At 73.9% G+C, this 26,944-nt stretch carries 6 protein-coding genes; 1 reads left to right on the plus strand and 5 read right to left on the minus strand.

Features of this window, described 5'->3' with window-relative positions:
- The first annotated feature begins 44 nt into the window (after nucleotides 1-44).
- The gene (locus tag ACIQGZ_RS20460; RefSeq protein ID WP_402603553.1) at nucleotides 45-263 is read left to right on the plus strand and encodes a hypothetical protein; all 219 of its coding nucleotides are present in this window, start codon (nucleotides 45-47) and stop codon (nucleotides 261-263) included.
- A gap of 172 nt (nucleotides 264-435) precedes the next feature.
- Here the strand turns inward: ACIQGZ_RS20460 and ACIQGZ_RS20465 are convergent, their stop codons facing one another.
- Genes ACIQGZ_RS20465 through ACIQGZ_RS20485 form a run of 5 tightly spaced genes read right to left on the minus strand, consistent with a single transcriptional unit; the run spans nucleotide 436 to nucleotide 26,882 of the window.
- Nucleotides 436-624, minus strand: coding sequence for a hypothetical protein (locus ACIQGZ_RS20465; protein ID WP_402603554.1), 189 nt, complete (start codon nucleotides 622-624; stop codon nucleotides 436-438).
- A 34-nt stretch (nucleotides 625-658) separates the two neighbouring features.
- Nucleotides 659-1,396 carry an SRPBCC domain-containing protein gene (locus ACIQGZ_RS20470; protein WP_402603555.1) on the minus strand — a complete coding sequence of 246 codons (738 nt, stop codon included), beginning with the start codon at nucleotides 1,394-1,396 and terminating at the stop codon, nucleotides 659-661.
- 30 nt (nucleotides 1,397-1,426) lie between these two features.
- Nucleotides 1,427-2,686, minus strand: a complete 1,260-nt coding sequence (locus tag ACIQGZ_RS20475) for a cytochrome P450 (RefSeq protein ID WP_402603556.1) — start codon at nucleotides 2,684-2,686, stop codon at nucleotides 1,427-1,429.
- An 11-nt stretch (nucleotides 2,687-2,697) separates the two neighbouring features.
- Complete coding sequence (locus tag ACIQGZ_RS20480) at nucleotides 2,698-2,913, minus strand: MbtH family protein (protein WP_402603557.1); 216 nt, start codon at nucleotides 2,911-2,913, stop codon at nucleotides 2,698-2,700.
- A 5-nt stretch (nucleotides 2,914-2,918) separates the two neighbouring features.
- The gene (locus ACIQGZ_RS20485) at nucleotides 2,919-26,882 is read right to left on the minus strand and encodes a non-ribosomal peptide synthase/polyketide synthase (RefSeq protein ID WP_402603559.1); all 23,964 of its coding nucleotides are present in this window, start codon (nucleotides 26,880-26,882) and stop codon (nucleotides 2,919-2,921) included.
- Between the last annotated feature and the right edge of the window lie 62 nt (nucleotides 26,883-26,944).

A 26,944-nucleotide genomic window follows, 5' to 3' on the forward strand; every position in this document is an offset into this window, starting at 1 on the left:
CAGCCCTCGCGGGTCTTCCGGTCCACCGGGTTGACGCCGACGGCGTGCGCACCTTCACCCGGCACCGCAGCGAGGTGGGCAGCAGCCCACTGAAGTGGCTGGCGCAGCGGCGCCTGGCGCACGCGCGCCTGCTGACGGATCGCCACCGCCTGCGGCTTCGGCGACCCGTCGCCCTGCGCAAGCACTTCTACACGTACCTGGGCCTGTCACCACTGGCCTACCGCCGCGCCCACAGCGCACCGGAGCCGACGACGGCACGGTGACCACCGCGGGGGTGGCGGAACCCTCCGACGGACAGGCAACGGAGCTGCTCGGAGACCAGCGGTCTTGGCGGACTACCTGGTCCACGCGGCCCCGTTGCCCGTGTTCCCATCGGACGCCGAACTACCTTGCCACCAGCGCGAATGTGAACGATCTGGCCTTGGGGTCTGGCCCCTACCAGCGACCGCGCGTCGCTGCGGTGCCGAGCTTGGAGCTCAGCGCCGACAGGAAGGTCGGGAGCTTGTCCACCGCGGATTTGGGGACCGGGGTGATCTGGACGGTGTCCCGCACCACGTCCTGCACCACGAGTTTGTAGGTGCCGTCTTCCTCGACGAGTTCGGCGGCGAAGAGCAGTGTTTCCACCAGAAGGTCCTTCGGTTGTCTGTCGTGCGACGGGTCAGGCGCCGTTGAGCCAGTCGTTCCACACCTTGGTGGCCTGCTCCTCGTCCGCGTCCTCGGCGAACAGGTGGTGGCCCAGCCAGATCGGCCAGTTCCAGGAGCTGCCGTTGAAGAACCGGTACAGCCCGTCCGGGCCGCGCAGGCCGACGAAGTCGGGGCTGAGCCAGTCCACGACGACCGCCTGCGGGCCGCCGTCCGGACCGGGGACGTGGAGTTCGAGCCGGTCACCGACGGCCGCGTCGTCGGCGAGGCCGAGGCGGCGATGCAGGGCGGCGAAGTCGGCCGGGTCGGTGGTGGGTCCGGGGCACTGGGCCTTGATGTAGACGGCGGGACGGCCGCCGAAGTGCCGTAGGTACTCGGCAAGGCCGTGCTGGTAGAAGTGGACGTGCTTCTCGGCCGCGTCCGCCTTGGTGTCCCAGGTCTCGTCCCAGACGCCCTCGTGCACCCAGTGGATTCCCATGCGCAGATGGCTCGTTCCGCTGTCCACCGGCTCGATCCGGTAGCTGAGCGTGTTGGAGAACTCGCGGCCCAGGGTCGCCCGGACGGCGAAGTGGCTCGGCGGCTCCCACGCCACGACGGTGCTGTCGGACCGGGTGACCTTTCCGCCGACGCGCGGCTCGACCTCCATGGGGTACAGCCAGCCGAGGTTGCCGGCGCCGGTGGCGACCGCGGCCCAGACCTGTTCGGGTGTCGCGGGCAGATCCTGTTCCTTGCGGACCTCGAACTCTCGGGTCACGGTCGGTTCTCCTTCGTCGTCGTTCAGGTGTCAGTAGGTGAGCGGGAGGGCGCTCAGCCGCCGTTGCAGCGGGTTGGGCCGCCATTCGAGGGCCGCCCCGCCGGCTGCTTCGTCGGCCAGCCGCAGCTGCGGGAGCCGGCGGACCAGCGTGCCGACGGCCACCTCCACCTGGAGCTTGGCCAGCGGGCCGCCCAGGCAGAAGTGCGGGCCGTTGCCGAAGCTCAGGTGCCGGTTGCCGGGGCGGGACAGGTCGAGCAGGTCGGGGTCCTCGAAGCGCTCGGGATCACGGTTGGTCGCGGCGAGGAACAGGTACACCAGCTCGCCCGCGCGGAGCGTCCGCCCGCCGATCCCGACGTCTTCGGCGACGACCCGGACGATCGCCTGGGTCGGCGTGTCGTAGCGGGTGAGTTCGTCGACGGCGGTGCGGATCAGCGCCGGGTCCTCGCGCAGCCGGGCCAGTTGGTCGGGGTGGCGCAGCAGGGCGAGCATCCCGTTGCCGACCAGGTGGGTGGTGGTCTCGTCGCCCGCGGTGATCAGGACGAAGCAGGTGGACAGCAGCTCGGAGTCGGTGAGCCGGTCGTCCTGCGCCTGCGTCGCGACCAGGGCGCTGATCAGGTCGTCGCCGGGGTCGGCCCGGCGTCGGCGGACGAGCCGGGCGAGGTACTCCTCGTACTGCCCGATCGCCTCCTCGGACTTGTCGATGTCCTCGCTGAGCCGGCCGAGGCGGCGGAACCATGTCTTGACCTGCGGGCGGTCCTCGGGCGGGATGCCGAACAGCTCGCAGACGACGGACAGCGGCAGCGGGGCGGCGACCGCCTCGATCAGGTCCATGGCCGGCCCGGCCGCGACCGCCTCGTCGACGAGCCGGTCGACGATCCGCTGGATGCCGTCGCGCAGGGCTTCGACCCGCCGGGCCGTGAAGGCGCGGTTGGCCAGCTTGCGCAGCCGGGCGTGGTCCGGCGGGTCGGTGTTGGTCATCACCCGGCCGAGCCGGTCGGTGAGCCGGCTGAACGCCTTCAGGTCGCCGCCGAGCGCGCCGTAGGCGCGGGTCATCCGGTCGCGGTCGTTGGACAGCCGCAGGTCGCCCAGGGCCGCCTCGACGTCGGCGTGGCGGGTGAGGTACCAGATGCCCTGGGCGCTGCGGTGCACCGGGTCCTCGCGCCGCATGCGGGCGTAGAACGGGTACGGGTCCCGGCGGGCCTCGGGCGTGTGAAGCGCTGCGGCGAGGTCGCCGGGCTGGGCGGGGCCCGCAGTGTCGCGGGCCCCGCCCAGGGTGTCGGTGGAGGTCAACGTCGGCCGCGCTACCGCTGGGTGTCCATGGCGTCGGCGAGGCTCTTGGGCCGCATGTCGGTCCAGGACTGCTCGACGTACTCCAGGCAGGCGGCTTGGGTATCGGGGCCGTGGGCGACGGTCCAGCCGGCGGGGACGTCCGCGAACTGCGGCCACAGCGAGTGCTGGTTCTCCTGGTTGACGAGCACGAGGAAGGTGCCGTCCTGGTCGTCGAAGGGGTTGGTCATGGGAGTCAGTCCTCCTGGTTGCGGATGGGGGTGCCACCGGTGTCACCGGTGGCCTCGGTGGCCTCGGCGAGCTTGGCGGCCAGGATCGGTCCGATCTGGGCCAGCGAGCCGGCTTGGGTCATCCGGTTGTGCCGGGTGGCGATCTCGTGCGATTCGATCCGGCCGGCGATGTAGGGGCGCCAGATCCCGGGCCCGGCGTTGTCCTCGGTCCGGTCGATCGTGGAGTTGAAGAGCAGCAGGTCTCCGTCGAACTTCCCGGGAACGAAGTCGACCGCCAGCTTCGCGTTGTTGATCATGATCTGGACGATGACCTCGATCTGCCGCTCCGTCAGCCCGGCCAGCGCGCTGCCCCGCCGGTTCAGGATCTCGGCGACCTCGCCGTAGGTCAGCGCCCGGTCGCCCAGCTCGTCCGGGTCGACGTCGAGCACACCGACCAGCACGTCCCGCTCGGTGGGCACGGGCACCTCCTCGAACCGCACGTCCTTCACCGGGTAGGCGTCGAGGATCGCCAGCAGTGCGGTGCGCTCGCCGCGTGACTGGAGCTCGCAGGCGAGCGCGTGGGCGATCAGCCCGCCGGCGGACCAGCCGAGCAGCAGGTACGGGCCCTGCGGCTGGAGCTTGCGGATCTGCTCGGCGTAGTCGGCCGCCATCTCCTCGAAGGACGTCGGCAGCGGTTCGGGCCGGCCGAGGCCGCGCGCCTGGATCGCGTAGACCGGGTGCTGGGGACCGATGTGGTTCAGCAGCCCGCTGTACGACCAGCTGATGCCGCCGCCGGGGTGGATGCAGAACAGCGGTGTCCCGTTCCCGGTGGTGCGCAGCGGCAGCACCACGTCCAGCGCGTCATCGGGATCGTTCATGACCAGGCGTTCGGCGAGCCCGGCCACGGTCGGCGCTTCGAACAGCGTGCGCAGGCCCAGTTCGACGCCGAGGGTCTCGCGGACGCGGGACGCCAGGCGGGCGGCCAGCAGCGAGTGCCCGCCCAGGCCGAAGAAGCTGTCGTCGATGCGGACCTGCTCCCGGCCGAGGACCTCGGCGAACAGGTCGCACAGCAGCTCCTCCTGCGGCGTCCGGGGGCCGCGCCCGGTGCCCGGCGCACCGTACTCGGGGGCGGGCAGGGCGGCCCGGTCCAGCTTGCCGTTGGCGGTCAGTGGCAGCGCGTCCACGGTGACGAACGCCGACGGCACCATGTACTCGGGCAGCTCGCGGCGCAGCCGGTCGGACAGCTCGCCCGCCTCGGGCACCCCCTCGGGGGCGGCCACCAGGTAGGCGACGAGCCGCTTGTCGCCCGGCTGGTCCTCACGGGCTACCACGGCCGCCTGGGCGACGCCGGGGCAGCTCGCGAGCACGGCCTCGATCTCGCCGGGCTCGATCCGCAGACCGCGCAGCTTGACCTGGTGGTCGGCCCGTCCGGCGAACTCCAGCGTGCCTCCCCCGGCGCCCCCAGCCTGGCGGCCGGGAGGTGCCCCCACCGGCCGGGGGTGCCCCCATGGCTGCCACCAGGCCAGGTCGCCGGTGCGGTACATCCGGCTCCCGGCCGGCCCGTACGGGTCGGCGGTGAACCGCTCGGCCGTCAGACCCGGGCGGCCGAGGTAGCCGCGGGCCACTCCCACTCCCGCGAGGTACAGCTCGCCGACCATGCCCGTCGGCACCGGCCGCAGGTGGTCGTCGAGCACGTAGGCGCGCATGTTGGCCATCGGCCCGCCGATCGGCACGGTCGCGGCGGCCTCGGGGAGGGTGCGCACCGGGTGGCAGGTGGCCAGGGTCGTGGCCTCGGTCGGCCCGTAGCCGTTGACCACCTCGATGCCGGGGCAGGCCGCGCGCACGCGGGCGACGGCGGCCGGGGAGACCACGTCACCGCCGGTCCAGACCTCGCGGACCCCGGCGAGCAGGCCCGGCCGCTCCTCGGCGACCAGCCGGAACAGGCCGGCCGTCAGCCAGAGGCCGGTCACCCGGTGCTCGGTGACCGCCCGCTCCAGCAGGTCGAGGTCGAGCCGCTCCGGCGGGGCGACCACGATCCGGCCGCCGCTGAGCAGCGGCACCCACAGCTCGTACGTGGAGAGGTCGAAGGCGGTCGGGGAGTGCATCAGCACCCGCTCGTGTCCGCCGCCGCGCCATTCGGGGGTGCGCGCGAGGCCCACCACGTCGCGGTGGGTGACGGCCACGCCCTTCGGCCGCCCGGTGGACCCGGAGGTGTACATGATGTACGCCAGCTGCCGGGGGTCGCACGGCACTTCGAGTGCGGACGAGTCGGGTTCGGCCTGGAGCAGCGCGGTCAGCACGTCCTCGGTGAGCACCAGCGCGGCCCCGGTCTCCCGCAGGATCAGTTCGATGCGGGACGACGGGAAGCGCGCGTCGAGCGGCACATAGGCGCCGCCCGCCTTGACGATCGCGAGGATCGCCACGACCAGCTCCGCCGAGCGCTCCAGCATGACCGCGATCGGCGTCTCCGGCCGGACGCCCCGGCGGACCAGCGCCCGCGCGAGGCGGTTGGTCCGCAGGTCGAGTTCCCGGTAGGTCAGCTCGGTGCCGCCGGCCACGACCGCCACGGCGTCCGGGGTGGCCAGGGCCTGGCGGGCGAACAGGTCCGGTACCGCGGCCTCGGGCAGCTCGGCGGCGGCGCCCGTGGACGCGGACAGCAGCCGGTGGCGTTCCTCGGCGGACATGATGTCGATCCGGCTGATCGGCCGGTCGGGGTCGGCCGCCGCTGCGCGCAGCAGCCGCGCCCAGCGGTCGAACAACAGCTCCACGGTGGGCGCGTCGAACAGGTCGGTGGCGTACTCCACCGCACCGACCAGGCCGTCGAGGCCGCCGTCCGGGCGGAACTGCTCGGCCAGGCTGAAGGTCAGGTCGACCCGGGAGGTCCCGGTCGGCGCCTCCAGGTGGCCGGTCTCCAGCCCCGGCAGCGCGAACTCGCCCAGCGGCGCGTTCTGCAGGGCCAGCATGATCTGGAACAGCGGGTGGTGGGCCAGCGACCGCACCGGGTTGACCACCTCGACCAGGTACTCGAACGGCACGTCCTGGTGGTCGTACGCGGTGAGCGCCTTCTGCCGCACCCGGCCGAGCAGTTCGGTGAAGCCGGGGTCGCCGCCGGTGTCGGTGCGCAGCACCAGGGTGTTGACGAAGAAGCCGACGAGCTCGTCCAGGGCCTGGTCGGTGCGGCCGGCGATCGGGCTGCCGATGGGGATGTCCGTACCGGCGCCGAGCCGGGTGAGCAGCGCGGCGAGGCCGGCCTGGAGCACCATGAACAGGCTGGCGCCCCGCTCGGCGGCCAGGTCCCGCAGGGCCTGGTGCAGTCCGGCGTCCAGCCGGACGGTGATCCGGCCGCCCCGCTGGGAGGCCACCGCCGGCCGGGGCCGGTCGGCGGGCAGGTGCAGCTGCTGCGGAATCCCGGCCAGCTCGTCCTTCCAGTAGGCCAGCTGCCGGGCGAACAGGCTGTCCGGGTCGGCGGCGTCACCCAGCAGTTCGCGTTGCCAGCGGGTGTAGTCGGCGTACTGCACCGGCAGCGGGGACCACTGCGGCTCCTCGCCCCGGCAGCGGGCCGCGTAGGCCGCCGCGAGGTCGCCGGAGAGCGGGCCCATCGACCAGCCGTCGGCGGCGATGTGGTGCACCACGACCAGCAGCACATGCCGGTCGGGGGCGAGCGCGTACAGCGCCGCCCGGACCGGCGGTTCCGCGGCCAGGTCGAAGCCGCGCCGGGCCGCGTCCGCCAGCCGTTCGGCCAGCCGGCTCTCGTCGAGCTCGACCACCGGCAGCTCCGGGTACGCCTGCGAGGCGCTCAGCACCACCTGGTACGGTACGCCGTCCGTCTCCCGGAAGACGGTCCGCAGGCTCTCGTGCCGGGCGATCACGTCCGCCAGCGCGGCGTGCAGGGCCGGCCGGTCGAGTCGGCCGGTCAGGCTGAGCGCGAGCGGCATGTTGTAGGTGGCGCTCGGTCCGTCCATCCGGTGCAGGAACCACAGGCGGCGCTGGGCGAAGGACAGCTGTACGTGCTCGGGGCGCGGGTGGGCGGTCAGCGCGGGCCGCGCCGTTCCGGAGCCGTCGAGGCGGGCCGCCAGCCCGGCCACGGTCGGGGTCTCGAACAGCGTGCGGACCTCCAGTTCCGCGCCGAGGGTCGCCCGCACCCGGGAGGCCAGGCGGGTCGCCAGCAGCGAGTGGCCGCCCAGGTCGAAGAAGCTGTCCTCGACCCCGACCTGGGCCAGCCCGAGCACCTCCGCGAACAGCTCGGCGAGCAGCTGCTCCTGCGGGGTGCGCGGCGCCCGCCCGGCTCCGGCGGAGCCGAGGTCGGGAGCGGGCAGCGCGCGGCGGTCGAGCTTGCCGCCGGCCGTCAGCGGAAGCGTCTCCAGCACCACGAACGCCGAGGGGATCAGGTAGTCGGGCAGCCGCCCGCGCAGCCAGTCGCGGAGTTCCCCGATGAGGGCGCCGGTGCCCCGGCTGCCGGTCGGGCGGTTGGTCAGCGAGGACAGCGCCCCGCCGGAGGCCCTGGCCGGCCGGTAGGGCTCGACCGGGGAGCCGTGGTGCGCCTGCGGGTGGGCGAAGACGACGTCCACGGCGTCGGCCTGGGTGGCCGACCAGGTGACGCCCACCCAGCGGTCGAGTTCCCGCCCGAGCTCATGGAAGTCCTCCGGGTCGGGCGCTCCGCCCTGCTCCGGGGCGTGCAGCCGTTCCAGCAGCTCGGCGAGCGGGGTGTCCCCGTCCTGCACCGCGCGGGCCAGGGCGGACTCCCGCGCCACCCGGCGGTTGGGCACCCCGGTGACCCGCAGCACGCCCGCGAGCGGCTGGGCGAGCAGCCCGCGCAGCTCGGCCAGGCCGACGACCTGCCGCCCCCACTCCAGCTCGACCGGCCGGCTCGTGGCTGCCGGGGCGACCGGTGACTTGTGCAGCGTCACGTCGTAGCGGTAGCGGCTCAGTTCGTTGTGGTGGCGGCCGCGCTTGACCTCCACGGCCACCGCGCCGATGTCCGCACCGATGTCCGCACCGTGCTCCCGCAGGGCGGTGAAGAAGTCCGGGTCGACCAGGAGTTCCTTCTCGACCCGGAGGGCCTGCTCCACGGCGCGGCGCACCGTCGCGAGGTCGGCGCCGGCACCGGTCCGGTGCAGTTGGACGGCCGTGGCCAGCGGGCGCAGCAGCCGCAGGTTGCGGACGTCACCGATGAAGAGCGCGCCGCCGGGGGCGAGCAGCCGCATCAGCTTCCCGATCACGTCCGCCAGGTAGTCGGCGGACGGGAAGTACTGCACCACCGAGTTGATCACGATGGTGTCGAAAGTCCCGGCGGGCAGTCCGTCGGTGTCGTGCGCCGGGCGGGTCTGCAACACGACGCGCTCGGCCAGGTCCTCCTGTCGGGCCACCTGGGCGGCCAGTGCCTCGATCGCGGTCGCGGAGAAGTCCGTCGCCCAGTAGGTCTGGCAGTGCGGCGCGATCTGCGAGAGCAGCAGGCCGGTGCCGACGCCGACCTCCAGCACCCGGCGGGGGCGCAGGGCCAGGATGCGGGAGACGGTCGCGTCCCGCCACTCCCTCATCTGCTCGACCGGGATCGGGCTCGCGTCGTAGCTGCTGTTCCAGCCCACGAAGTTCCGGCCGAAGGCGGTCTCCTCGGGGGTGATGGGCAGGGCGTCGTAGATGTCCTGCCACTCGCCCACGTGGTCGGCTTCGAGACCGCTGTCCCGGGACGCCTCCGGACGCGGGACGACGTAGCCGATGAGCCGGTCGTCCTGGGCGAGGACGGCGGCCCGAGCGACGGCGGGGTGCTCGGCCAGGACCGCCTCGACCTCGCCGGGCTCGATGCGGAAGCCGCGCACCTTCACCTGGTCGTCGGCCCGGCCCGCGAACTCCAGCTCGCCGCCGGCCCGCCACCTGACCAGGTCGCCGGTCCGGTACATGCGCTCGCCGTCCGTGCCGAACGGGCAGGCGACAAACCGCGTGGCGGTGAGCCCCGGCCGGTTCAGATAGCCGCGCGCCAGGCCGGCGCCGGCCACGTACAGCTCTCCCACCACGCCCGGCGGCACCGGCCGCAGCCGGTCGTCCAGCACGTACACCCGGGCGTTGGCGATCGGTCGGCCGATCGGCGGCACGCCCGACCCCGGCGGCAGCGGGTCGCTCATCGTCGCGCACACCGTCGTCTCCGTGGGACCGTACGCGTTGATCATCCGACGCCCCGGGGCCCACCGCGCCACCAACTCCGGCGGGCAGGCCTCACCCGCCACCACCAGCGTCGACACGGTCATCGCATCCTCCGGCAGGGCGGCCAGGACCGACGGTGGCACGGTCACATGGGTGACAGCGAGGCCCGGGTCGGCCAGCGCGGCGACCGGATCCGCCGCAGGGGGCAGCACCAGGGCCGCGCCGCACAGGAGAGCGGTGAAGATCTCCGACACCGAGGCGTCGAAGCTGGGCGAGGCGAACTGGAGCACCCGGCTGCCGGGTTCGATCGCGAACCGCTCGATCTGGGCGGCGACCAGGCTCGCCACGCCGCCGTGGCCGACGACGACACCCTTGGGCCGGCCGGTCGAGCCGGAGGTGTAGATCACATAGGCCGGGTGCCGCACGTCCAGCGCGACCTCCGGAGCGGTGTCCGGCCACTCGGACACCTCAGCCACCATCGCCGGGTCGTCGACCACCACCGCCGGACGGGCATCCGCCAGCATCAACGCGATCCGCGACCGCGGATACGCCGGGTCCACCGGCAGATACGCGGCCCCGGCCTTCAACACACCCAGGACCGCCACCACCGACTCCACCGAACGCGGCAACGCCACCGCCACGACCTGCTCCGGACCCACACCCCGCCCGACCAGCGCATGCGCGAACCGGTTCGCCCAGAGATCCAACTGCCGATACGTCAACTCCACCTCGCCGCAGACCACCGCGACCGCATCCGGAGACGCCGCCACCCGCACCGCGAACGCCTGCGGGACCGGGACGGCGCCCACCTCACGGGCGGTCGCGTTACCGCTCTCCAGGAGCCGGTGCCGCTCGCCGGCGTCGAGGAGGTCGATCCCGCCGATCGGCTGTTCCGGGTCGGCCGTGACCGCCTCCAGCAGGAGCGTCCAGCGCCGGGCGAGGGCGGCGACCGTATCCGGGTCGAACAGATCGGTGGCGTACTCCACCGCGCCGACGATCCCGGCCGGGCTTCCGTCCGACGCGAACTGTTCGGCGAGAGCCACACCGAGGTCGAACTTGGCGGTGCCGGTGGCCACCGCGAAGGTGGTGACGTCCAGTCCGGGCAGCGCGAACCGGCCCATCGGCGCGTTCTGCACGGCCAGGATGGTCTGGAACAGCGGGTGGTAGGAGAGCGACCGGGACGGGTTCAGCACCTCCACCAGATGCTCGAACGGCACATCCTGGTGCGCGTACGCCGACAGCGCCGTCTCCCGCACCCGACCCAGCAACTCCGCGAAACTCGGATCACCACTGGTGTCCGTACGCAGCACCAGCGTGTTCACGAAGAACCCGACCAGATCGTCCAGCGCCTCATCCGTACGCCCCGCGATCGGACTCCCGATCGGAATGTCCGTCCCCGCACCCAACCGCGTGTACAACGCGGCAAGACCCGCCTGCAACACCATGAACAGACTCGCACCCGAACGCCGCGCCAACTCCACCAGAGCCGCATGCAGCTCGGCGCTCAACTCCAGGCCGATGAGGCCGCCGCGCCAGCCGGCGACGGCCGGCCGTGGCCGGTCGGCGGGCAGGTGGAGCAGCTCCGGCAGGTCCGACAACTGCTTCTTCCAGTAGCCGAGTTGCTCGGCGAACCGGCTCTCCGGGTCTGCGGCATCGCCGAGCAGGTCCCGCTGCCACAGGGTGTAGTCGGCGTACTGCACCGGCAGGACCGGCCAGCCCGGTGGGCGACCCTCGCACCGGGCGGCGTAGGCGGTGGCCAGGTCACGGGCCAGCGGGCCGGTGGACCAGCCGTCGCCCGCGATGTGGTGCATCACCAGCAGCAGCACGTGCTCCTGCGGCGCGAGCGCGAACAGCTCCGCCCGCAGCGGCGGTTCCACGGCCAGGTCGAACGGCTGCCGGGCGAACTCGGCCAGCCGGTCCCGAAGTTCCGCCTTCGACACCTCGGTCAGCCGGACGCGGGGCCGGGCCGCCGCCGGGGGAAGGACGCGCTGGCACGGTACGCCGTCGACCTCCGGGAACACCGTCCGCAGGCTCTCGTGCCGGGCCACCACGTCCGCGAGCGCCTCGTCCAGCGCCGCCCTGTCCAGGGTCCCGGTCAGCTGGAGTGCCAGGGGGATGTGGTAGGTCGCGGCGGCGCCGTCCATCCGGTGCAGGAACCAGAGCCGACGCTGGGCGAAGGAGAGCGGCACAGCCTCCGGCCGCTCATGCGCGGTCAGCGCCGGGCGGACGCGACCGGCCTCGGCCAGCGCCTCGGCCAGGCCCGCCGCAGTGGGTGCCTGGAAGAGCGCGCGCAGTCCCAGTTCGACGCCGAGTGTCGCCCGGACCCGCGACACCAGCCGGGTGGCGAGCAGGGAGTGCCCGCCCAGGTCGAAGAAGTCGTCGTCGACCCCGACCCGGGACACACCCAGCACCTCCGCGAACAACTCACACAGGATCTGCTCCTGCGGCGTGCGCGGCGCCCGACCCACCACCGCGCCGACCGCCTCCGGCACGGGCAGCGCCGCCCGGTCCAACTTCCCGTTCGGCGTCAACGGCAGCACATCCAGCAGCACCAACGCCGACGGCACCAGATAGTCCGGCACCCGATCACGCAGATACGCCGCCAGCACCGCCGGTCGTACGTCCGCGTCGGGACGCGTTGCCACATAGCCGATGAGCCGGTCGTCCTGGGCGAGGACGGCGGCCCGGACGACGGCGGGGTGCTCGGCCAGGACCGCCTCGACCTCCCCGGGCTCGATGCGGAAGCCGCGCACCTTCACCTGGTCGTCGGCCCGGCCGACGTACTCCAACTCGCCGCCGGCCCGCCACCTGACCAGGTCGCCGGTGCGGTACATGCGCTCGCCGTCCGTGCCGAACGGGCAGGCGACAAACCGCGTGGCGGTCAGGCCCGGCCGGTTCAGATAGCCGCGCGCCAGGCCGGCGCCCGCGACGTACAGCTCTCCCGCCACGCCCGGCGGCACCGGCCGCAGCCGCTCGTCCAGCACGTACACCCGGAAACCGGCGACCGCTCGGCCGATCGGCGGCACGCCCGACCCCGGCGGCAGCGGGTCGCTCATCGTCGCGCACACCGTCGTCTCCGTCGGACCGTACGCGTTGATCATCCGCCGCCCCGGGGCCCACCGCGCCACCAGCTCCGGAGCGCACGCCTCACCCGCGACCACCAGGGTGGCGGCGGTGAGTTCGGCGCCGTCCAGCGCGGTCAGGACCGAGGGCGGCAACGTCACATGGGTGATGCCGAGCCGCCGGTCCGTCAGGGCCGCCAGCGGTGCCTCGGACGGGGCCAGAACGAGGGCGGCACCGGTGAGCAGGGCGCTGCACAGGTCCCAGAACGACGCGTCGAAGCTGGGCGAGGCGAACTGGAGCACCCGGCTGCCCGGCGCCACGCCGAGCCGCTCGACCTGCGCCGCCACCAGGCCCGGCACCCCGGCGTGGCTCACCACGACACCCTTGGGCCGGCCGGTCGAGCCGGAGGTGTAGATCACATAGGCCGGGTGTCGCACGTCCAGCGCGACCTCCGGAGCGGTGTCCGGCCACTCGGACACCTCCGCCACCACCGCCGGGTCGTCGACCACCACCGCCGGACGGGCATCCGCCAGCATGAACGCGATCCGCGACCGCGGATACGACGGGTCCACCGGCAGATACGCGGCTCCGGCCTTCAACACACCCAGGACCGCCACCACCGACTCCACCGAACGCGGCAACGCCACCGCCACGACCTGCTCCGGACCCACACCCCGCCCGACCAGCGCATGCGCGAACCGGTTCGCCCGGACATCCAACTGCCGATACGTCAACTCCACCTCGCCGCAGACCACCGCGACCGCATCCGGAGACGCCGCCACCCGCACCGCGAACATCTCCGGCAGGCCCGTGGCGGCAGCGCCGCTCCCGGCAGCCGGCAGCAGTTCGCGGCGCTCCTGGTCGGACAGCAGGTCGATCCCGCCGATCGGCTGGTCCGGCGCGGCGGCGACCGCGGTCAGCAGCCTGGTCAGCCGGGCGAAGAGGGCCTCCACCGTCGAGCGGTCGAACAGGTCGGTGCTGTACTCGACCGCGCCGCTGAGACCGGCCGGCGCGCCGTCGGGACCGTACCGCTCCGCGAGGCCGAAGGTCAGGTCGAGCCGGGAGGTCCCGGTGGGGACGGCCATCCCGGCGGCGTTGAGGCCGGGCAGGTCGAAGTCGCCGCCCGGCGCGTTCTGCACCACCAGTCCGGTCTGGAACAGCGGGTGGTAGGAGAGCGACCGGGACGGGTTCAGCACCTCCACCAGATGCTCGAACGGCACATCCTGGTGCGCGTACGCCGACAGCGCCGTCTCCCGCACCCGACCCAGCAACTCCGCGAAACTCGGATCACCACTGGTGTCCGTACGCAGCACCAGCGTGTTCACGAAGAACCCGACCAGATCGTCCAGCGCCTCATCCGTACGCCCCGCGATCGGACTCCCGATCGGAATGTCCGTCCCCGCACCCAACCGCGTGTACAACGCGGCAAGACCCGCCTGCAACACCATGAACAGACTCGCACCGGAACGCCGCGCCAACTCCACCAGAGCCGCATGCAGCTCGGCGTCGATCCGGACGTCCAGCAGGTCGCCGCGGTACGACACGGCAGCCGGGCGCGGCCGGTCGACCGGCAGTTGCAACTGGTCGGGCAGCCCGGCCAGCGCCTCGGTCCAGTAGGCGACCTGGCGGGCGAACACGCTGTCCGCGTCGTGCTCATCACCGAGGATCTCGTGCTGCCACAGGGTGTAGTCGGCGTACTGCACCGGCAGGACCGGCCAGCCCGGTGGGCGACCCTCGCACCGGGCGGCGTAGGCGGTGGCGAGATCGCGGGCCAGCGGGCCCATGGACCAGCCGTCGCCCGCGATGTGGTGCATCACCAGCAGCAGCACGTGCTCCCCGGGTGCGGCCGCGAACAGCTCCGCCCGCAGCGGCAGTTCCGACGTCAGGTCGAATCCCCGCACCGCCGCCTCGCGGAGCAGGACCGGGACCTCCGCCTCGCCGGCCGCGCGCACGGTCAGCGGGACGGTGACCTCGGCGGCGTCCAGAACCCGCTGGTACGGCACTCCGGCGGTCTGCGGGAAGACCGTGCGCAGGCTCTCGTGCCGGGCCACCACGTCCGCGAGCGCGGCGTTCAACGCGGCCCGGTCGAGGTCGCCGGAGAGCCGCAGGGCCAGCGGCATGTGATAGGTGGCGCTCGGTGCCCCGAACTGCTGGAGGAACCAGAGACGGCGCTGTGCGAAGGACAGCGGCATGGGCTCGCGGCGAGGCCGGGGAACGAGGGCCTGCCGAGCGGTGCCGGCGTCATGCAGCCCGGCCGCGAGCCCGGCGGGCGTCGGCGTCCGGAACAGGCTGCGCAGCTCCAGTTCGACGCCGAGTGTCGCCCGGACCCGCGACACCAGCCGGGTGGCGAGCAGGGAGTGCCCGCCCAGGTCGAAGAAGTCGTCGTCGACCCCGACCCGGGACACACCCAGCACCTCCGCGAACAACTCGCACAGGATCTGCTCCTGCGGCGTGCGCGGCGCCCGACCCACCACCGCGCCGACCGCCTCCGGCACGGGCAACGCCGCCCGGTCCAACTTCCCGTTCGGCGTCAACGGCAGCACATCCAGCAGCACCAACGCCGACGGCACCAGATAGTCCGGCACCCGATCACGCAGATACGCCGCCAGCACCGCCGCCGTCGCCCCCGACTCGGCCGAGGGCACCACGTACGCGACGATCCGGATCTCGCCCTGCCCGTCCTCCCGGGCGAGCACCGCGACCTGGGCCACGCCGGGGTGCGCGGTCAGCTCGGCCTCGATCTCGCCGGGCTCGATCCGGAACCCGCGCACCTTCACCTGGTGGTCCACCCGGCCCGCGAACTCCAGCTCGCCGTCGGCCCGCCACCTGACCAGGTCGCCGGTCCGGTACATCAGCGCGCCCGCCGGACCGTACGGGTTGGCGACGAACCGCGTGGCGGTCAGGCCCGGCCGGTTCAGATAGCCACGGGCCAGCCCTGCCCCGGCGAGGTACAGCTCACCCGTCACGCCGGGGGCGACCGGCCGCAGAGCCGCATCGAGCACGTACACCCGGCAGTTGTCGATCGGACGGCCGATCGGCACCGGGAGCGGGCAGTCGGCGGGGTCGGCCGGCAGCGGATAGGCGGTGATCACATGGGTCTCGGCGGGCCCGTAGTGGTTGTGCAGCGCCCGGCCCGGCCGCCGGGTCTGGAAGCGGCGCACCGCGCCGCCCAGGCGCATCGCCTCGCCGGCCTGCGCGACCAGCCGCAGCCTCGGCAGCTCCAGCCCCGCCTCCTCGGCGGCCTCGGCCAGCGCCTCGACCACCAGGTTGGGCGCGAACAGCTCCTCGACCCCGTGCCGGTCCAGCCAGTGCGCGAACAGCTCGGCACTGCGGCGCTGCTCCTCGGTCGGCACGACGAGGGCCTTGCCGTACAGCAGCGCGGAGAGCATCTCCTGCACCGAGACGTCGAAGCTGATCGCGGTGAACTGCGCCGTACGCGTGCCGGGTCCGCCGCCGACGGCGCGGTGGTGCCACTCCAGCAGGTTCAGCAGACCGGCGGCGGGCATCACCACGGCCTTGGGCCGACCGGTGGAGCCGGAGGTGTAGATGACATAGGCCGGGTGCCGCGCGTCCACGGCGACGGCCGGATCGTGCTCCGGCTGCTCCTCGGCCGGTGTGACGGCCGCCAGGTCGTCCAGGACGACGGCCGGCCGCGCGTCCTCCAGCATGTACGCGATGCGGGCGGCCGGGTAGTCCGGGTCGATCGGCAGGTACGCCGCGCCCGTCTTCAGCACCGCGAGGACGGCGACCACCAGCTCGGCCGAGCGCGGCAGCCGCAGGGCGACGACCTGCTCCGGCCCCACCCCGCGCGCGATCAGCGCGTGCGCCAGGCGGTTGGCCCGGCGGTTCAGCTCCCGGTACGTCAGCACCGTGTCCTCGAACACCACCGCCGGGGCCTGCGGGGTCGCCCGGACCTGTGCCGCGAACAGGGCGGCCAGGCCCACGGCCGGAGCCGGGCGGGCGGTGTCATTGCGCGCCACCAGCAGCTCATGCCGCTCCTCGGCGGTGAGGACGTCGATCCGGCTCAGCGGCCGGTCCGGCTCCGCGACCACCGCCGCCAGCAGGCGCAGCCACCGGGCGACCAGTGCCTCCACCGTGGCGTGGTCGAACAGGTCGGTGCTGTACTCGACCCGCCCGATGATGCCCTCGGCCGGGCCGCCGGTGCCGCCGCGCTCCAGCAGGTGGACGGAGAGGTCGAACATCGCCGTGGGCGTCCGCACGAGGACGACCTCGGCGCTCAGGCCCGGCAGGGCGAGCTCGGTGCGGGGCACGTTCTGCAGCGCGAGCAGTACCTGGAACAGGGGCTGGCGGGCGAGCGAGCGGGTCGGGTTGAGGGCCTCGACGAGGTGTTCGAACGGCAGGTCCTGGTGCGCGTAGGCGCCCAGCGCGGTCTCCCGGACCCGGCCCAGCAGCTGCGCGAAGGTCGGGTCGCCCGAGGTGTCGGTCCGCAGCACCATGGTGTTGACGAAGAACCCGACGAGGTCGTCCAGGGCCTGGTCGGTCCGGCCGGCGATCAGGCTGCCGACCGGGATGTCCGTGCCCGCGCCGAGCTTGTCCAGCAGCGCCGCCAGCGCGGCCTGCACCACCATGTAGGCACTGGCCCCGTGCTCCCGGCCCAGGCGGATCAGCCCGGCGTGCAGCTCGGCGTCGATCTCGACCGCGAGGTGGCCGCCGGAGTAGGAGGGCGCCGAGGGGCGGCGGCGGTCGGCGGGCAGCCGGATCTGCTCCGGCAGGTCCGCCAGCGTCCGCGTCCAGTAGGCCGCCTGGCGGGCGAACAGGCTCTCCCGGTCGGTGGCGTCGCCCAGCAGCTCGCGCTGCCACAGGGTGTAGTCGGCGTACTGCACCGGCAGCGGCGCCCACTGGGGTTCCCCGCCCCGGCAGCGTGCCGCGTACGCGGTGGCCAGGTCGGTCGCCAACGGGCCCAGCGACCAGCCGTCACCGGCGATGTGGTGGACCACCACCAGCAGCACATGCTCGTCCGGTGCCGCCTCGAACAACTCGGCGCGCAGCGGTGGTTCGGCGGCGAGATCGAATCCGCGCTCCGCCGCCGCCACCAGCAGCTCCGGCAGGTCCGTCTCGTCGGCCGGGGTGGCCGGCAGCTTCGGCCGCACCGCCCCGGGGGCCAGCACCTGCTGGTACGGCACGCCGTCCGTCGCCGGGAAGATCGTACGCAGGCTCTCGTGCCGGTCGACGACGTCGGCGAGCGCCTTCTCCAGGGCCACCCGGTCCAGTGCTCCGGAGAGCCGCCACGCCAGCGGCATGTGGTAGACCGGCCCGGCGCCCTCCAGCTGGTGCAGGAACCACAGCCGCCGCTGCGCGGACGACAGCGGCACCATCCCCCGGCCTTCGGCCGGGGGTGTCCCCATGGGTCGCTCCGCCCGGCGCAGGGCGAGCCGGGCTCGGTCGGCGCCGCCCAGCGCGGCGGCCAGCCCGGCCACCGTCGGGGTCCGGAACAGGGTGTGCAGCGCCAGCTCGACGCCGAGGGTCGCCCGGACCCGGGCCACCAGGCGGGTGGCGAGCAGGGAGTGCCCGCCCAGGTCGAAGAAGTCGTCGTCGGCGCCGACCCGCGGCACACCCAGCACCTCGGCGAACAGCCCGGCCAGCACCTGCTCCTGCGGAGTGCGCGGTGCCCGGCCGGCCCGCGATCCGGTGAAGTCGGGCTCGGGCAGGGCGCGCCGGTCGAGCTTGCCGTTGGCGGTCAACGGCAGGGCGTCGAGGGTGACGAACGCGGTGGGCACCATGTAGTCCGGCAGCCACTCCCGGAGGTGGGTGCGCAGTTCCTCCGGCCGAGGCCCGGCGCCGGTGGCGGGCACCAGGTAGGCGACCAGGCGGGTGTCCTCCGTCTGGTCCTTCCGGGCGATCACCGCGACCTGGCCGACCTGCGGGTGTTGGGCCAGCGCCGTCTCGATCTCGCCGAGTTCGATCCGGAAGCCGCGCACCTTCACCTGGTCGTCGACCCGGCCTAGGTACTCCAACCGGCCGTCAGGGCGTCGGCGCACCAGGTCCCCGGTGCGGTACATGCGCTCACCCTCCGCGCCGAACGGGCAGGCCACGAACCGCCCGGCGGTCAGGCCCGGCCGGTCCAGATAGCCGCGTGCGAGCCCCGGGCCGGCGACGTACAGCTCCCCGGTCACGCCCGGCGGCACCAGGTCCAGCCGATGGTCCAGCACATAGGTCCGGAATCCGGCGACGGCACGGCCGATCGGCGGCACGCCCGGCCCCGGCGACAGCGGCTCGCTCATCGTCGCGATGACCGTCGTCTCGGTCGGACCGTACGCGTTGACCATCCGCCGCCCTGGCGCCCAGCGCGCCACCAGCTCCGACGGGCAGGCCTCGCCCGCGACCGTGAGCGTCGGCACGGCCACCGCGTCCGGCGACAGCGCCGCCAGCACGGACGGCGGCACCGTCGCATGGGTGAGGGCGAGGCTCGGGTCGGTCAGCGCGGAGACCGGCTCGCTCGCGGGTGCCGGAACCAGGGCGGCACCGGTGAGCAGGGCGCCGCACATGTCCCACAGCGAGACGTCGAAGCTGGGCGAGGAGAACTGGAGCACCCGGCTGGCCGCGTCGATGCCCAGCCGCTCGACCTGCTCGGCCACCATTCCCCGCAGCCCGGTGTGGCTCACCACCACGCCCTTGGGCTGTCCGGTCGAGCCGGATGTGTAGATCACGTACGCCGGGTGCCGGGCGTCCACCGCAACGGCGGGGTCGGTGTCCGGCTGCCCGGACACGTCGGCCACCATCGCCGGGTCGTCGACCACCACGGTCGGCCGGGCATCCGCCAGCATGAAGGCGATCCGCGACCGCGGATACGCCGGGTCCACCGGCAGATAGGCGGCTCCCGTCTTCAGGACGCCCAGGACGGCCACCACGAACTCCACCGACCGTGGCAGTGCCACCGCCACGATCTGCTCCGGCCTCGTACCCCGCGCGATCAGCGCATGCGCGAAGCGGTTCGCCCAGGCGTCCAGCCGGCGGTAGGTCAGCTCCACGCCCTCGAAGACCAGGGCGACGCCCTCGGGCGTCGCCGCCACCCGCGCCGCGAACATCTCCGGCAGACTGGCGGTGACCGCCCCGCCCGGGGCGGCGGGCAGCAGCTCGCGGCGCTCCTCGACGGACAGCAGATCGACGTGGCCGAGCCGTTGCCGCGGGTCGGCGACGGCCGCCCTCAGCAGCCGCACCCAGCGCGCGACCATCGTCTCGACGGTGGCCGGATCGTAGAGATCGCTCGCGAACTGGACGAACGCGTCGATCCCGGCCGGGAGACCGTCCTCGGCGTGCCGCTCGGACAGCGAGAAGACCAGGTCGAACTTGGACGTGGTCGTGGTCAGCTCCACCTCGCCGACGCGCAGCCCCGGCGGGGCGAAGTCGGCCCGGGGGGCGTTCTGCAGCACCAGCATGACCTGGAACAGCGGGTGGTGCGCCAGCGACCGCACCGGGTTGAGGGCTTCGACCAGGTACTCGAACGGCAGGTCCTGGTGGGCGTACCCGGCCAGCGAGGTCTCCCGGACCCGGCCCAGCAGTTCGGCGAAGGTGGGGTCGCCCGAGGTGTCGGTACGGAACAGCAGGGTGTTGACGAAGTAGCCGACCTGGTCGTCCAGGGCCTGGTCGGCCCGGCCGGCGACCGGACTGCCGACCGGGATGTCGTCGCCCGCACCGAGCTTGCTCAGCAGCGCCGCCAGCCCCGCCTGGAGCACCATGAACAGACTGGTGCCGTGTACGCGGGCGAGCTCGCGCAGACCGCGGTGCAGCTCCGCGTCCAGCCCGGCGCGCACAGAGCCGCCCCGGTGCGAGGCGACCGCCGGGCGGGGCCGGTCAGCGGGCAGCTGGAGCTGCTCCGGAAGGCCGGCCAACTGGCGCGTCCAGTAGTCCGCCTGGCTGGTGAACAGGCTGTCCCGGTCGGTGGCCTCGCCGAGCAGTTCGTGCTGCCACAGGGTGTAGTCGGCGTACTGGACCGGCAGCGGCGCCCACTGCGGCTCCTCGCCCCGGCAGCGCGCCGTGTAGGCGGTGGTCAGGTCCCGTGCGAGCGGGCCCAGCGACCAGCCGTCGCCGGCGATGTGGTGGAGCACCACCTGGAGCACGTGCTCGTCCGGCGCCAGTGCGAAGAGGTCTGCGCGCAGGGGCGGTTCGGCCGCCAGGTCGAACGGGCGGGCCTTGGCGGCCGTCAGCGCGTCCGGCAGCCCGGCCTCGGTGGTCCGGACCGTCTCCAGCCCCGGGCGGCCCGCCGCCACGTCCAGCACCTGCTGGTACGGCACGCCGTCGACCACCGGGAAGACGGTGCGCAGGCTCTCGTGCCGGGCCGTCAGGTCCGCCAGGGCGGCTTCCAGGGCCCGCCGGTCCAGGTTCCCGGACAGCCGCCACGCCAGGGCGATGTGGTAGTTCACGCCGGCGCCCTCCAGCTGGTGCAGGAACCAGAGCCGTCGCTGCGCGAAGGACAGCGGGAGCTGCTCGGGTCGCGGGCGGCGTACCAGGGCCGCCTGCGCCCGGCGGGCGCCCGCCAGGGCGGAGGCCACACCGGCCGGGGTCGGGGTCTCGAACAGGGTGCGCAGCTCCAGCTCGACCCCGAGGGTCGCGCGGACCCGGGCGACCAGGCGGGTGGCCAGCAGCGAGTGTCCGCCCAGGTCGAAGAAGCTGTCCTCGGCGCCGGCCTCGGCCACCCCGAGGACCTCGGCGAACAGCTCGCACAGGATCTGCTCCTGCGGCGTGCGCGGCGCGCGGCCGGTGCCGGCCGGGGCGAGGTCGGGTGCGGGCAGCGCACGGCGGTCCAGCTTGCCGTTGGCGGTCAGCGGCAGGCTCCCCAGGGTGACGAACGCGGCCGGCACCATGTACTCCGGCAGCCGCTCCCGCAGGTGCTCGCGCAGCTCGGCCGGGTGCGGGCCGGCGCCTGCGGCAGGCACCAGGTACGCGACCAGCCGGGTGTCGTCGGCCCGGTCCTGCCGCGCCAGGACGGCGACCTGGGCGATTTTGGGGTGCGCGGCGAGCGCGGCCTCGATCTCACCGAGCTCGATCCGGAAACCCCGGACCTTCACCTGGTCGTCGGCCCGGCCGACGAACCGCAGGCCGCCTCCCCCGGCCTCCCGGCGCACGAGGTCGCCGCTGCGGTACATGCGCGTACCGGCCGGCCCGAACGGGTCGGCCACGAACCGCCCGGCGGTCAGGCCGGGCCGGTTCAGGTAGCCGCGCGCCAGCCCGGCGCCCGCGACGTACAGCTCGCCGGGCACGCCCGGGGGCACCGGCCGCAGATGGGCGTCGAGCACATATGTGTGCAGGTCGGGGAGGGCCGCACCGACCTGGCCGGCGGCGGTGCCGGAGCGGTCGAGCGGCGCGTGTGTGACGTGCACCGTGGTCTCGGTGATGCCGTACATGTTGACCAGCCGCGGCGCGTCGTCCGGGTGCCGGTCGTACCAGCTCGCCAACCGGGCGTGCTCCAGCGCCTCGCCGCCGAAGACCACGGTGCGCAGGGCGAGCGGACGGCCGGTCGCCGCCGCCTCCTCGTCCGCCCGCATCAGCTGGTAGAAGGCGGACGGCGTCTGGTTGAGCACCGTCACCCGCTCGCGGGCGAGGAGGTCCAGGAACCGGTGGGGCGAGCGGCTGGTCTCGTGGTCCACGACCACCAGGCGACCGCCGTGCAGCAGCGGGCCCCACAGCTCCCAGACCGAGAAGTCGAAGGCGTAGGAGTGGAAGAGCGTCCAGACGTCCTCGGCGGAGAAGCCGAACAGCTCCTGGGTGGCGCCGAACAGCCGCACGACGTTCCGGTGCGGCACCACGACGCCCTTGGGGTCGCCGGTGGAGCCGGAGGTGTAGATGACGTAGGCGGGGTGGCCCGGGTCGAGGGGGACCTCCGGGTCCGTGTCCGGCAGTCCGTCCAGGTCGGCGTCGTCCAGCAGCAGCCGCTCCACCGCGTCCGTGCCCGGCAGTTCGCCGGTCCGGCCCGTCGTCACCAGCAGCGACGGCCGGGAGTCCCGGAGCAGGTAGGCGATCCGGGCGGCCGGGTACTCCGGGTCCACCGGCACATAGGCGGCGCCCGCCTTGAGCACCCCGAGGACGGCCACCACCAGCTCGGCCGAGCGCGGCAGGGCCAGCGCCACCAGCTGCTCCGGCCCCACGCCCCGGGCGATCAGGGCGTGCGCGAGCCGGTTGGCCCGGGTGTTCAGCTCCCCGTACGTCAGTGCGACTTCGCCGCCGGCCACGGCGACCGCAGCGGGGTTCGCCCGCACCTGCTGCTCGAAGAGCGCGGTGAGGCTGCGCTCCGGCATCTCCCTGCTCCGGCCGACGCCGGTCGGCAGCAACGCGCGGAGCTCGTCGGCGGACAGCACGTCCACCTGGCCGATCCGCCGGCCGGGGTCGGCGGCCACGGTACGGAGCAGCCGCAACCACCGGTCGGCGATCCCCGCCACGGTGGCCTCGTCGAACAGGTCGGTGCTGTACTCCACCAGGACCGACAGCCCGTCCGCACCGGGCTGTTCGGTCACCATGAAGGTGAGGTCGCATTTGGCCGTCCCGGTGTGGACCAGGTCGGCCGCCACCCGCAGCCTCGGCAGGTCGAACGCGCCGAGCGGCGCGTTCTGCAGGGCGAGCATGGTCTGGAACAGCGGGTGGTGCGAGAGCGACCGGGCCGGGTTCAGCGCCTCCACCAGGTGCTCGAACGGCACGTCCTGATGCGCGTACGCGGCCAGCGCGTCGGCCCGCACCCGGCCCAGCAGCTCGGTGAACGACGGGTCGCCCGACAGGTCGGTGCGCAGCACCAGGGTGTTGACGAAGAAGCCGACCAGGTCATCCGCTGCCTCGTCGGTGCGCCCGGCGATCGGCGTGCCGATCGGGACGTCGGTGCCCGCGCCGAGCTTGCCCAGCAGGGCGGCCAGTCCGGCCTGGAGCACCATGAAGAGGCTGGCCCCGCCGTCCCGGGCGAGCGCGCGCAGGCCCTGGTGCAGCTCGGCGTCGATCCGCACCGGCAGGTGGGCGCCCCGGTAGGACATCGCCGCCGGCCGGGGCCGGTCGAACGGCAGCTCCAGCTGCTCGGGCAGGCCCGCCAGCTGCTCGCTCCAGTAGGCCAGTTGACCGCTCAGCAGGCTGTCCGGGTCCGAGCCGTCGCCGAGCAGGTCCCGCTGCCACAGGGCGTAGTCGGCGTACTGGACCGGCAGCGGCGCCCACTCGGGCTTCGCCCCGTCGGATCGGGCCGCGTAGGCGGTCGTCAGGTCCTGCGAGAGCGGCCCCATCGACCAGCCGTCACCGGCGATGTGGTGCACCACGAGCAGCAGTACGTGCTCCTCCGGTCCCAGCTGGAACAGTTCCGCGTGCAGCGGCGGCTCCTCGGACAGCTCGAAGCCGTGCCGGGCCGCCGCCGCCAGCCGGTCCGGCAGGTCGTCCTCGCCCACCTCGGTCACCCTCAGCCGCGGCCGTGCCGCGTCGGGGTCCAGCACCCGCTGGCACGGCACGCCGTCGACCACCGGGAAGACGGTGCGCAGGCTCTCGTGCCGCTCGACCACGTCCGCCAGGGCGGCTGCCAGGGCCTTCTGGTCCAGGTCTCCGGAGAGCCGCAGTGCCAGCGGGATGTTGTAGGTGGCGCTCGGGCCCTCCATCCGGTGCAGGAACCACAGCCGGCGCTGCGCGAAGGACAGCGGGACGGCCTCGGGCCGCTCGCGCCGCGCCAGGGCCGGCCGCGCCCGGCCCGCGACATCCACCGCCGCCGCCAGTTCCGCCACCGTCGGCGCGTCGAACAGGTCGCTCAGCCTCAGCTCCACACCGAGCACCGACCGCACCCGGGCGATCAGCCGGGTGGCCAGCAGCGAGTGGCCGCCGAGGTCGAAGAAGCTGTCGTCCGGCCCGGCCTCGGCCACTCCGAGCACTTCGGTGAAGAGTCCGGCGAGCAGGTGCTCGGTCGCGGTGCGCGGAGCGCGGCTCGGGGCGGCCACGGTCTGCTCGGGGGCCGGAAGGGCCCGTCGGTCGAGCTTCCGGTTCGGCGTCAGCGGCAGGGCGTCCAGCGTCATGAACGCGGCCGGCACCAGGTACTCCGGCAGCCGGTCGCGCAGGTGCTCGCGCAGGGTGGCCGCGGTCACCTCGGAGCCGGGGGCCGGCACGACGTAGGCGACCAGCCGGGCGTCCCACTCGGTCCGCACCACGACGGCGGCCTGCGCGACCTGCGGGTGTTCGACGAGTACGGCCTCGATCTCGCCGAGTTCGACCCGGAATCCCCGGATCTTGACCTGGTCGTCGGTCCGGCCGAGGAACTCCAGGTTCCCGTCCGGGCCCCACCGCACCAGGTCGCCGGAGCGGTACATGCGGGTGCCGGGCGGCCCGGACGGGTCGGCCACGAAACGCCCGGCGGTCAGGCCCGGCCGGCCCAGGTAGCCCCGCGCCAGGCCCGCGCCGGCGATGTAGAGCTCACCCACCTCACCTGCGGGCACCGGCCGCAGCGCGCCGTCCAGCACCTGGAGCCGGGCGTTGCCGACCGGTCGGCCGATGACCGGGCGCCGGCTCGACCCCAGCGGCGCGACGACCGAGTTCACCGTGCACTCGGACGGCCCGTAGAGGTTCACGCAGGACACCCCGTCGGCCGCCCGCAGCCGCTCCCACAGCTGCTCCGGGACGGCCTCGCCGCCCGCCGCGACCATCGCGGGACGCCGCTGCGGGTCGTCCAGCAGGCCGTGCGCCACCAGGATCCGGAGGTAGGACGGGGTGGCCTCGACGGCGTCGAGGCGGCACCGCCTGGCGTAGTCGACGAAGGCGTCCGGGTCGGTCCAGGTCGCGTGGTCCAGGACGTGCAGCTCATGGCCCGCGAACAGGGCCAGCAGCTGGTTCCAGGACGCGTCGAACGAGACCGAGGTGGTCAGCGCCACGCGGAGCCGGTGCCGTTCCGCAGGCGGGGACGGGAAGGGGGGCCGCCGCAGGCCGGCGAGCAGGTTGAGCAGGCCGCCGTGCGTCGGCAGCACGCCCTTGGGCCGCCCTGTGGAGCCGGAGGTGTAGATGACGTAGGCCGGGTGCTCCGGGTCGACGGCCGCCTCCGGGTCCCGCGCCGGGCAGGCGGCCACCAGCGCCGCCGTCGCCGGGTCGTCGACCAGCAGTGGCTCCGCAGGACCGGTCCCGGGCAGCCGGTCCCGGGTGCGGGCGTCGGTCACCACCAGGACCGGCCGCGCGTCGTCGAGCAGGTACCCGATCCGGGCGGCGGGGTACTCCGGGTCGACCGGGACGCAGACGCCCCCGGCCTTGAGCACCGCGAGGATCGCCACCACCAGTTCCGCCGAGCGCGGCAGGGCCACCGCCACCGGCCGCTCCGCCCCCGCCCCACGGGCGATCAGGGCGTGCGCCAGCCGGTTCGCCCGCGCGTCCAGCTCCGCGTACGTCAGGGACGCGTCCGGCCCCACGACCGCGAGCGCGTCCGGCGTCGCCCGCACCTGCGCCCGGAACAGCTCCGGGAGGCTGCCCGGGGGGCCCTCGACCACCGGACCGGTGCCCAGCTCCAGCAGCTGGCGCTCCTCGTCCGCGGTGAGCAGGCCGATCCGGCCGACCGGCTGCTGCGGGTCAGCGGCTGCGACGCTGTCCAGCAGTGCGAGGAGGCGCCGTTGGTGGACGGCGAGTTCGTCGTCGCTCCAGACCTGGGGCGCGCCCTTGAGTTCGACCCGGAGCTCGTCGTCGCCCCGTCGGCCGGTGATCCAGAGGGCCAGCCCGGTGGTCGGCTCCGGGAGCAGGTAGTGCAAGGTGGCGGGATGACCGGCGAAGCTCGGTGCGGAGTCGAAGACCATGATGTTGACGACGAGCGGGAACGCCGCCCCGGGGGTTCCAAGGTCCCGGAACAGTTCCTCGCTGCGGTGGCGCTGGTGCGCGAGGGCCGCTTCGGCCTCCCGTGCCGTCTCCGCGACCAGGTCGTGCCACCGCGTGTCGGGGCGCACCGGCAGACGCAGGGGCACCACGTTCGCCACCGTGCCGGGCGAGGACATCAGGGCGCGTTCGGCTCCCTCGCGCCCGGTGACCGGAAGGCCGATCAGCACGTCACGGTCCCCGGTGAGCCGGTGTGCGTAGAGGGCCGCCGCCGCGATCAGCGGGCGGGACCAGTGGGCTTCGGTCCCCGCGTCCGCCGATCGCAGCGTGTCCACGCGGAGCACCGCCGGTTCCACCGCCGAACGCAGGCCACTGCCGCTGCGCCGGACCCGGCCGGTGAGCCGGGTCGGTTCCGGTAGGCCGGCGAGCCGCTCCGTCCAGTACGACCGGTCGGAGGTGAACCGCCCCGAGGCGCGGTAGTCGGCGTCACTGCGGAGCAGGTCGTCCAACGAACGGAACGGCGACGGCGGGACCGGCCCGCCCGAGGCCAGCGCCGTGTACATCCGTGTGAGACGCCGTCGGACCAGGGAAAGGCCGAAGCCGTCCATCACCAGGTGGTGATGGTTCTGGTACAGGAGATGGTGCACCGGCGACAGGCTGATCAGCGCGAAGCTGAAGAGCGGGTCACGGGCGAGGTCCAGCGGGCGCATCCGGTCCCCGGCCATCCACGCCAGGGCCGCCGCCCGGGGGTCCGGCTCCGCGCTCAGGTCGAGCCGGGTCGGCGCCCAGTCCCATGCCGCACGGACGACCTGGCGCGGCTCCTGCCCGTCGTGGACGAAGCTCACGTGCAGGGCGTCGATCTCGTCGACGACCCGGCGCAGCGCGGTCTCGACGAGTTCCGTGTCGACCGGTCCGTGGACCTCCAGGTATTCGCCGATGCGGTAGGCGTCGAGGGCTGTCCGCGCGCGCTGTTCGGCGAGCCAGATCTCGCGCTGCGCCGCCGTCAGGGGAAGGGCGTCGCCATCGCGACGGGACATGGGGTACCTCCAGGAGTGTGGGCAGGCGTGGTCGCAGGACGCGCCGGAGCACACCGATCGCG

It is taken from the genome of Streptomyces sp. NPDC092296 (assembly GCF_044755465.1).
Classification (GTDB): Bacteria; Actinomycetota; Actinomycetes; order Streptomycetales; family Streptomycetaceae; genus Peterkaempfera.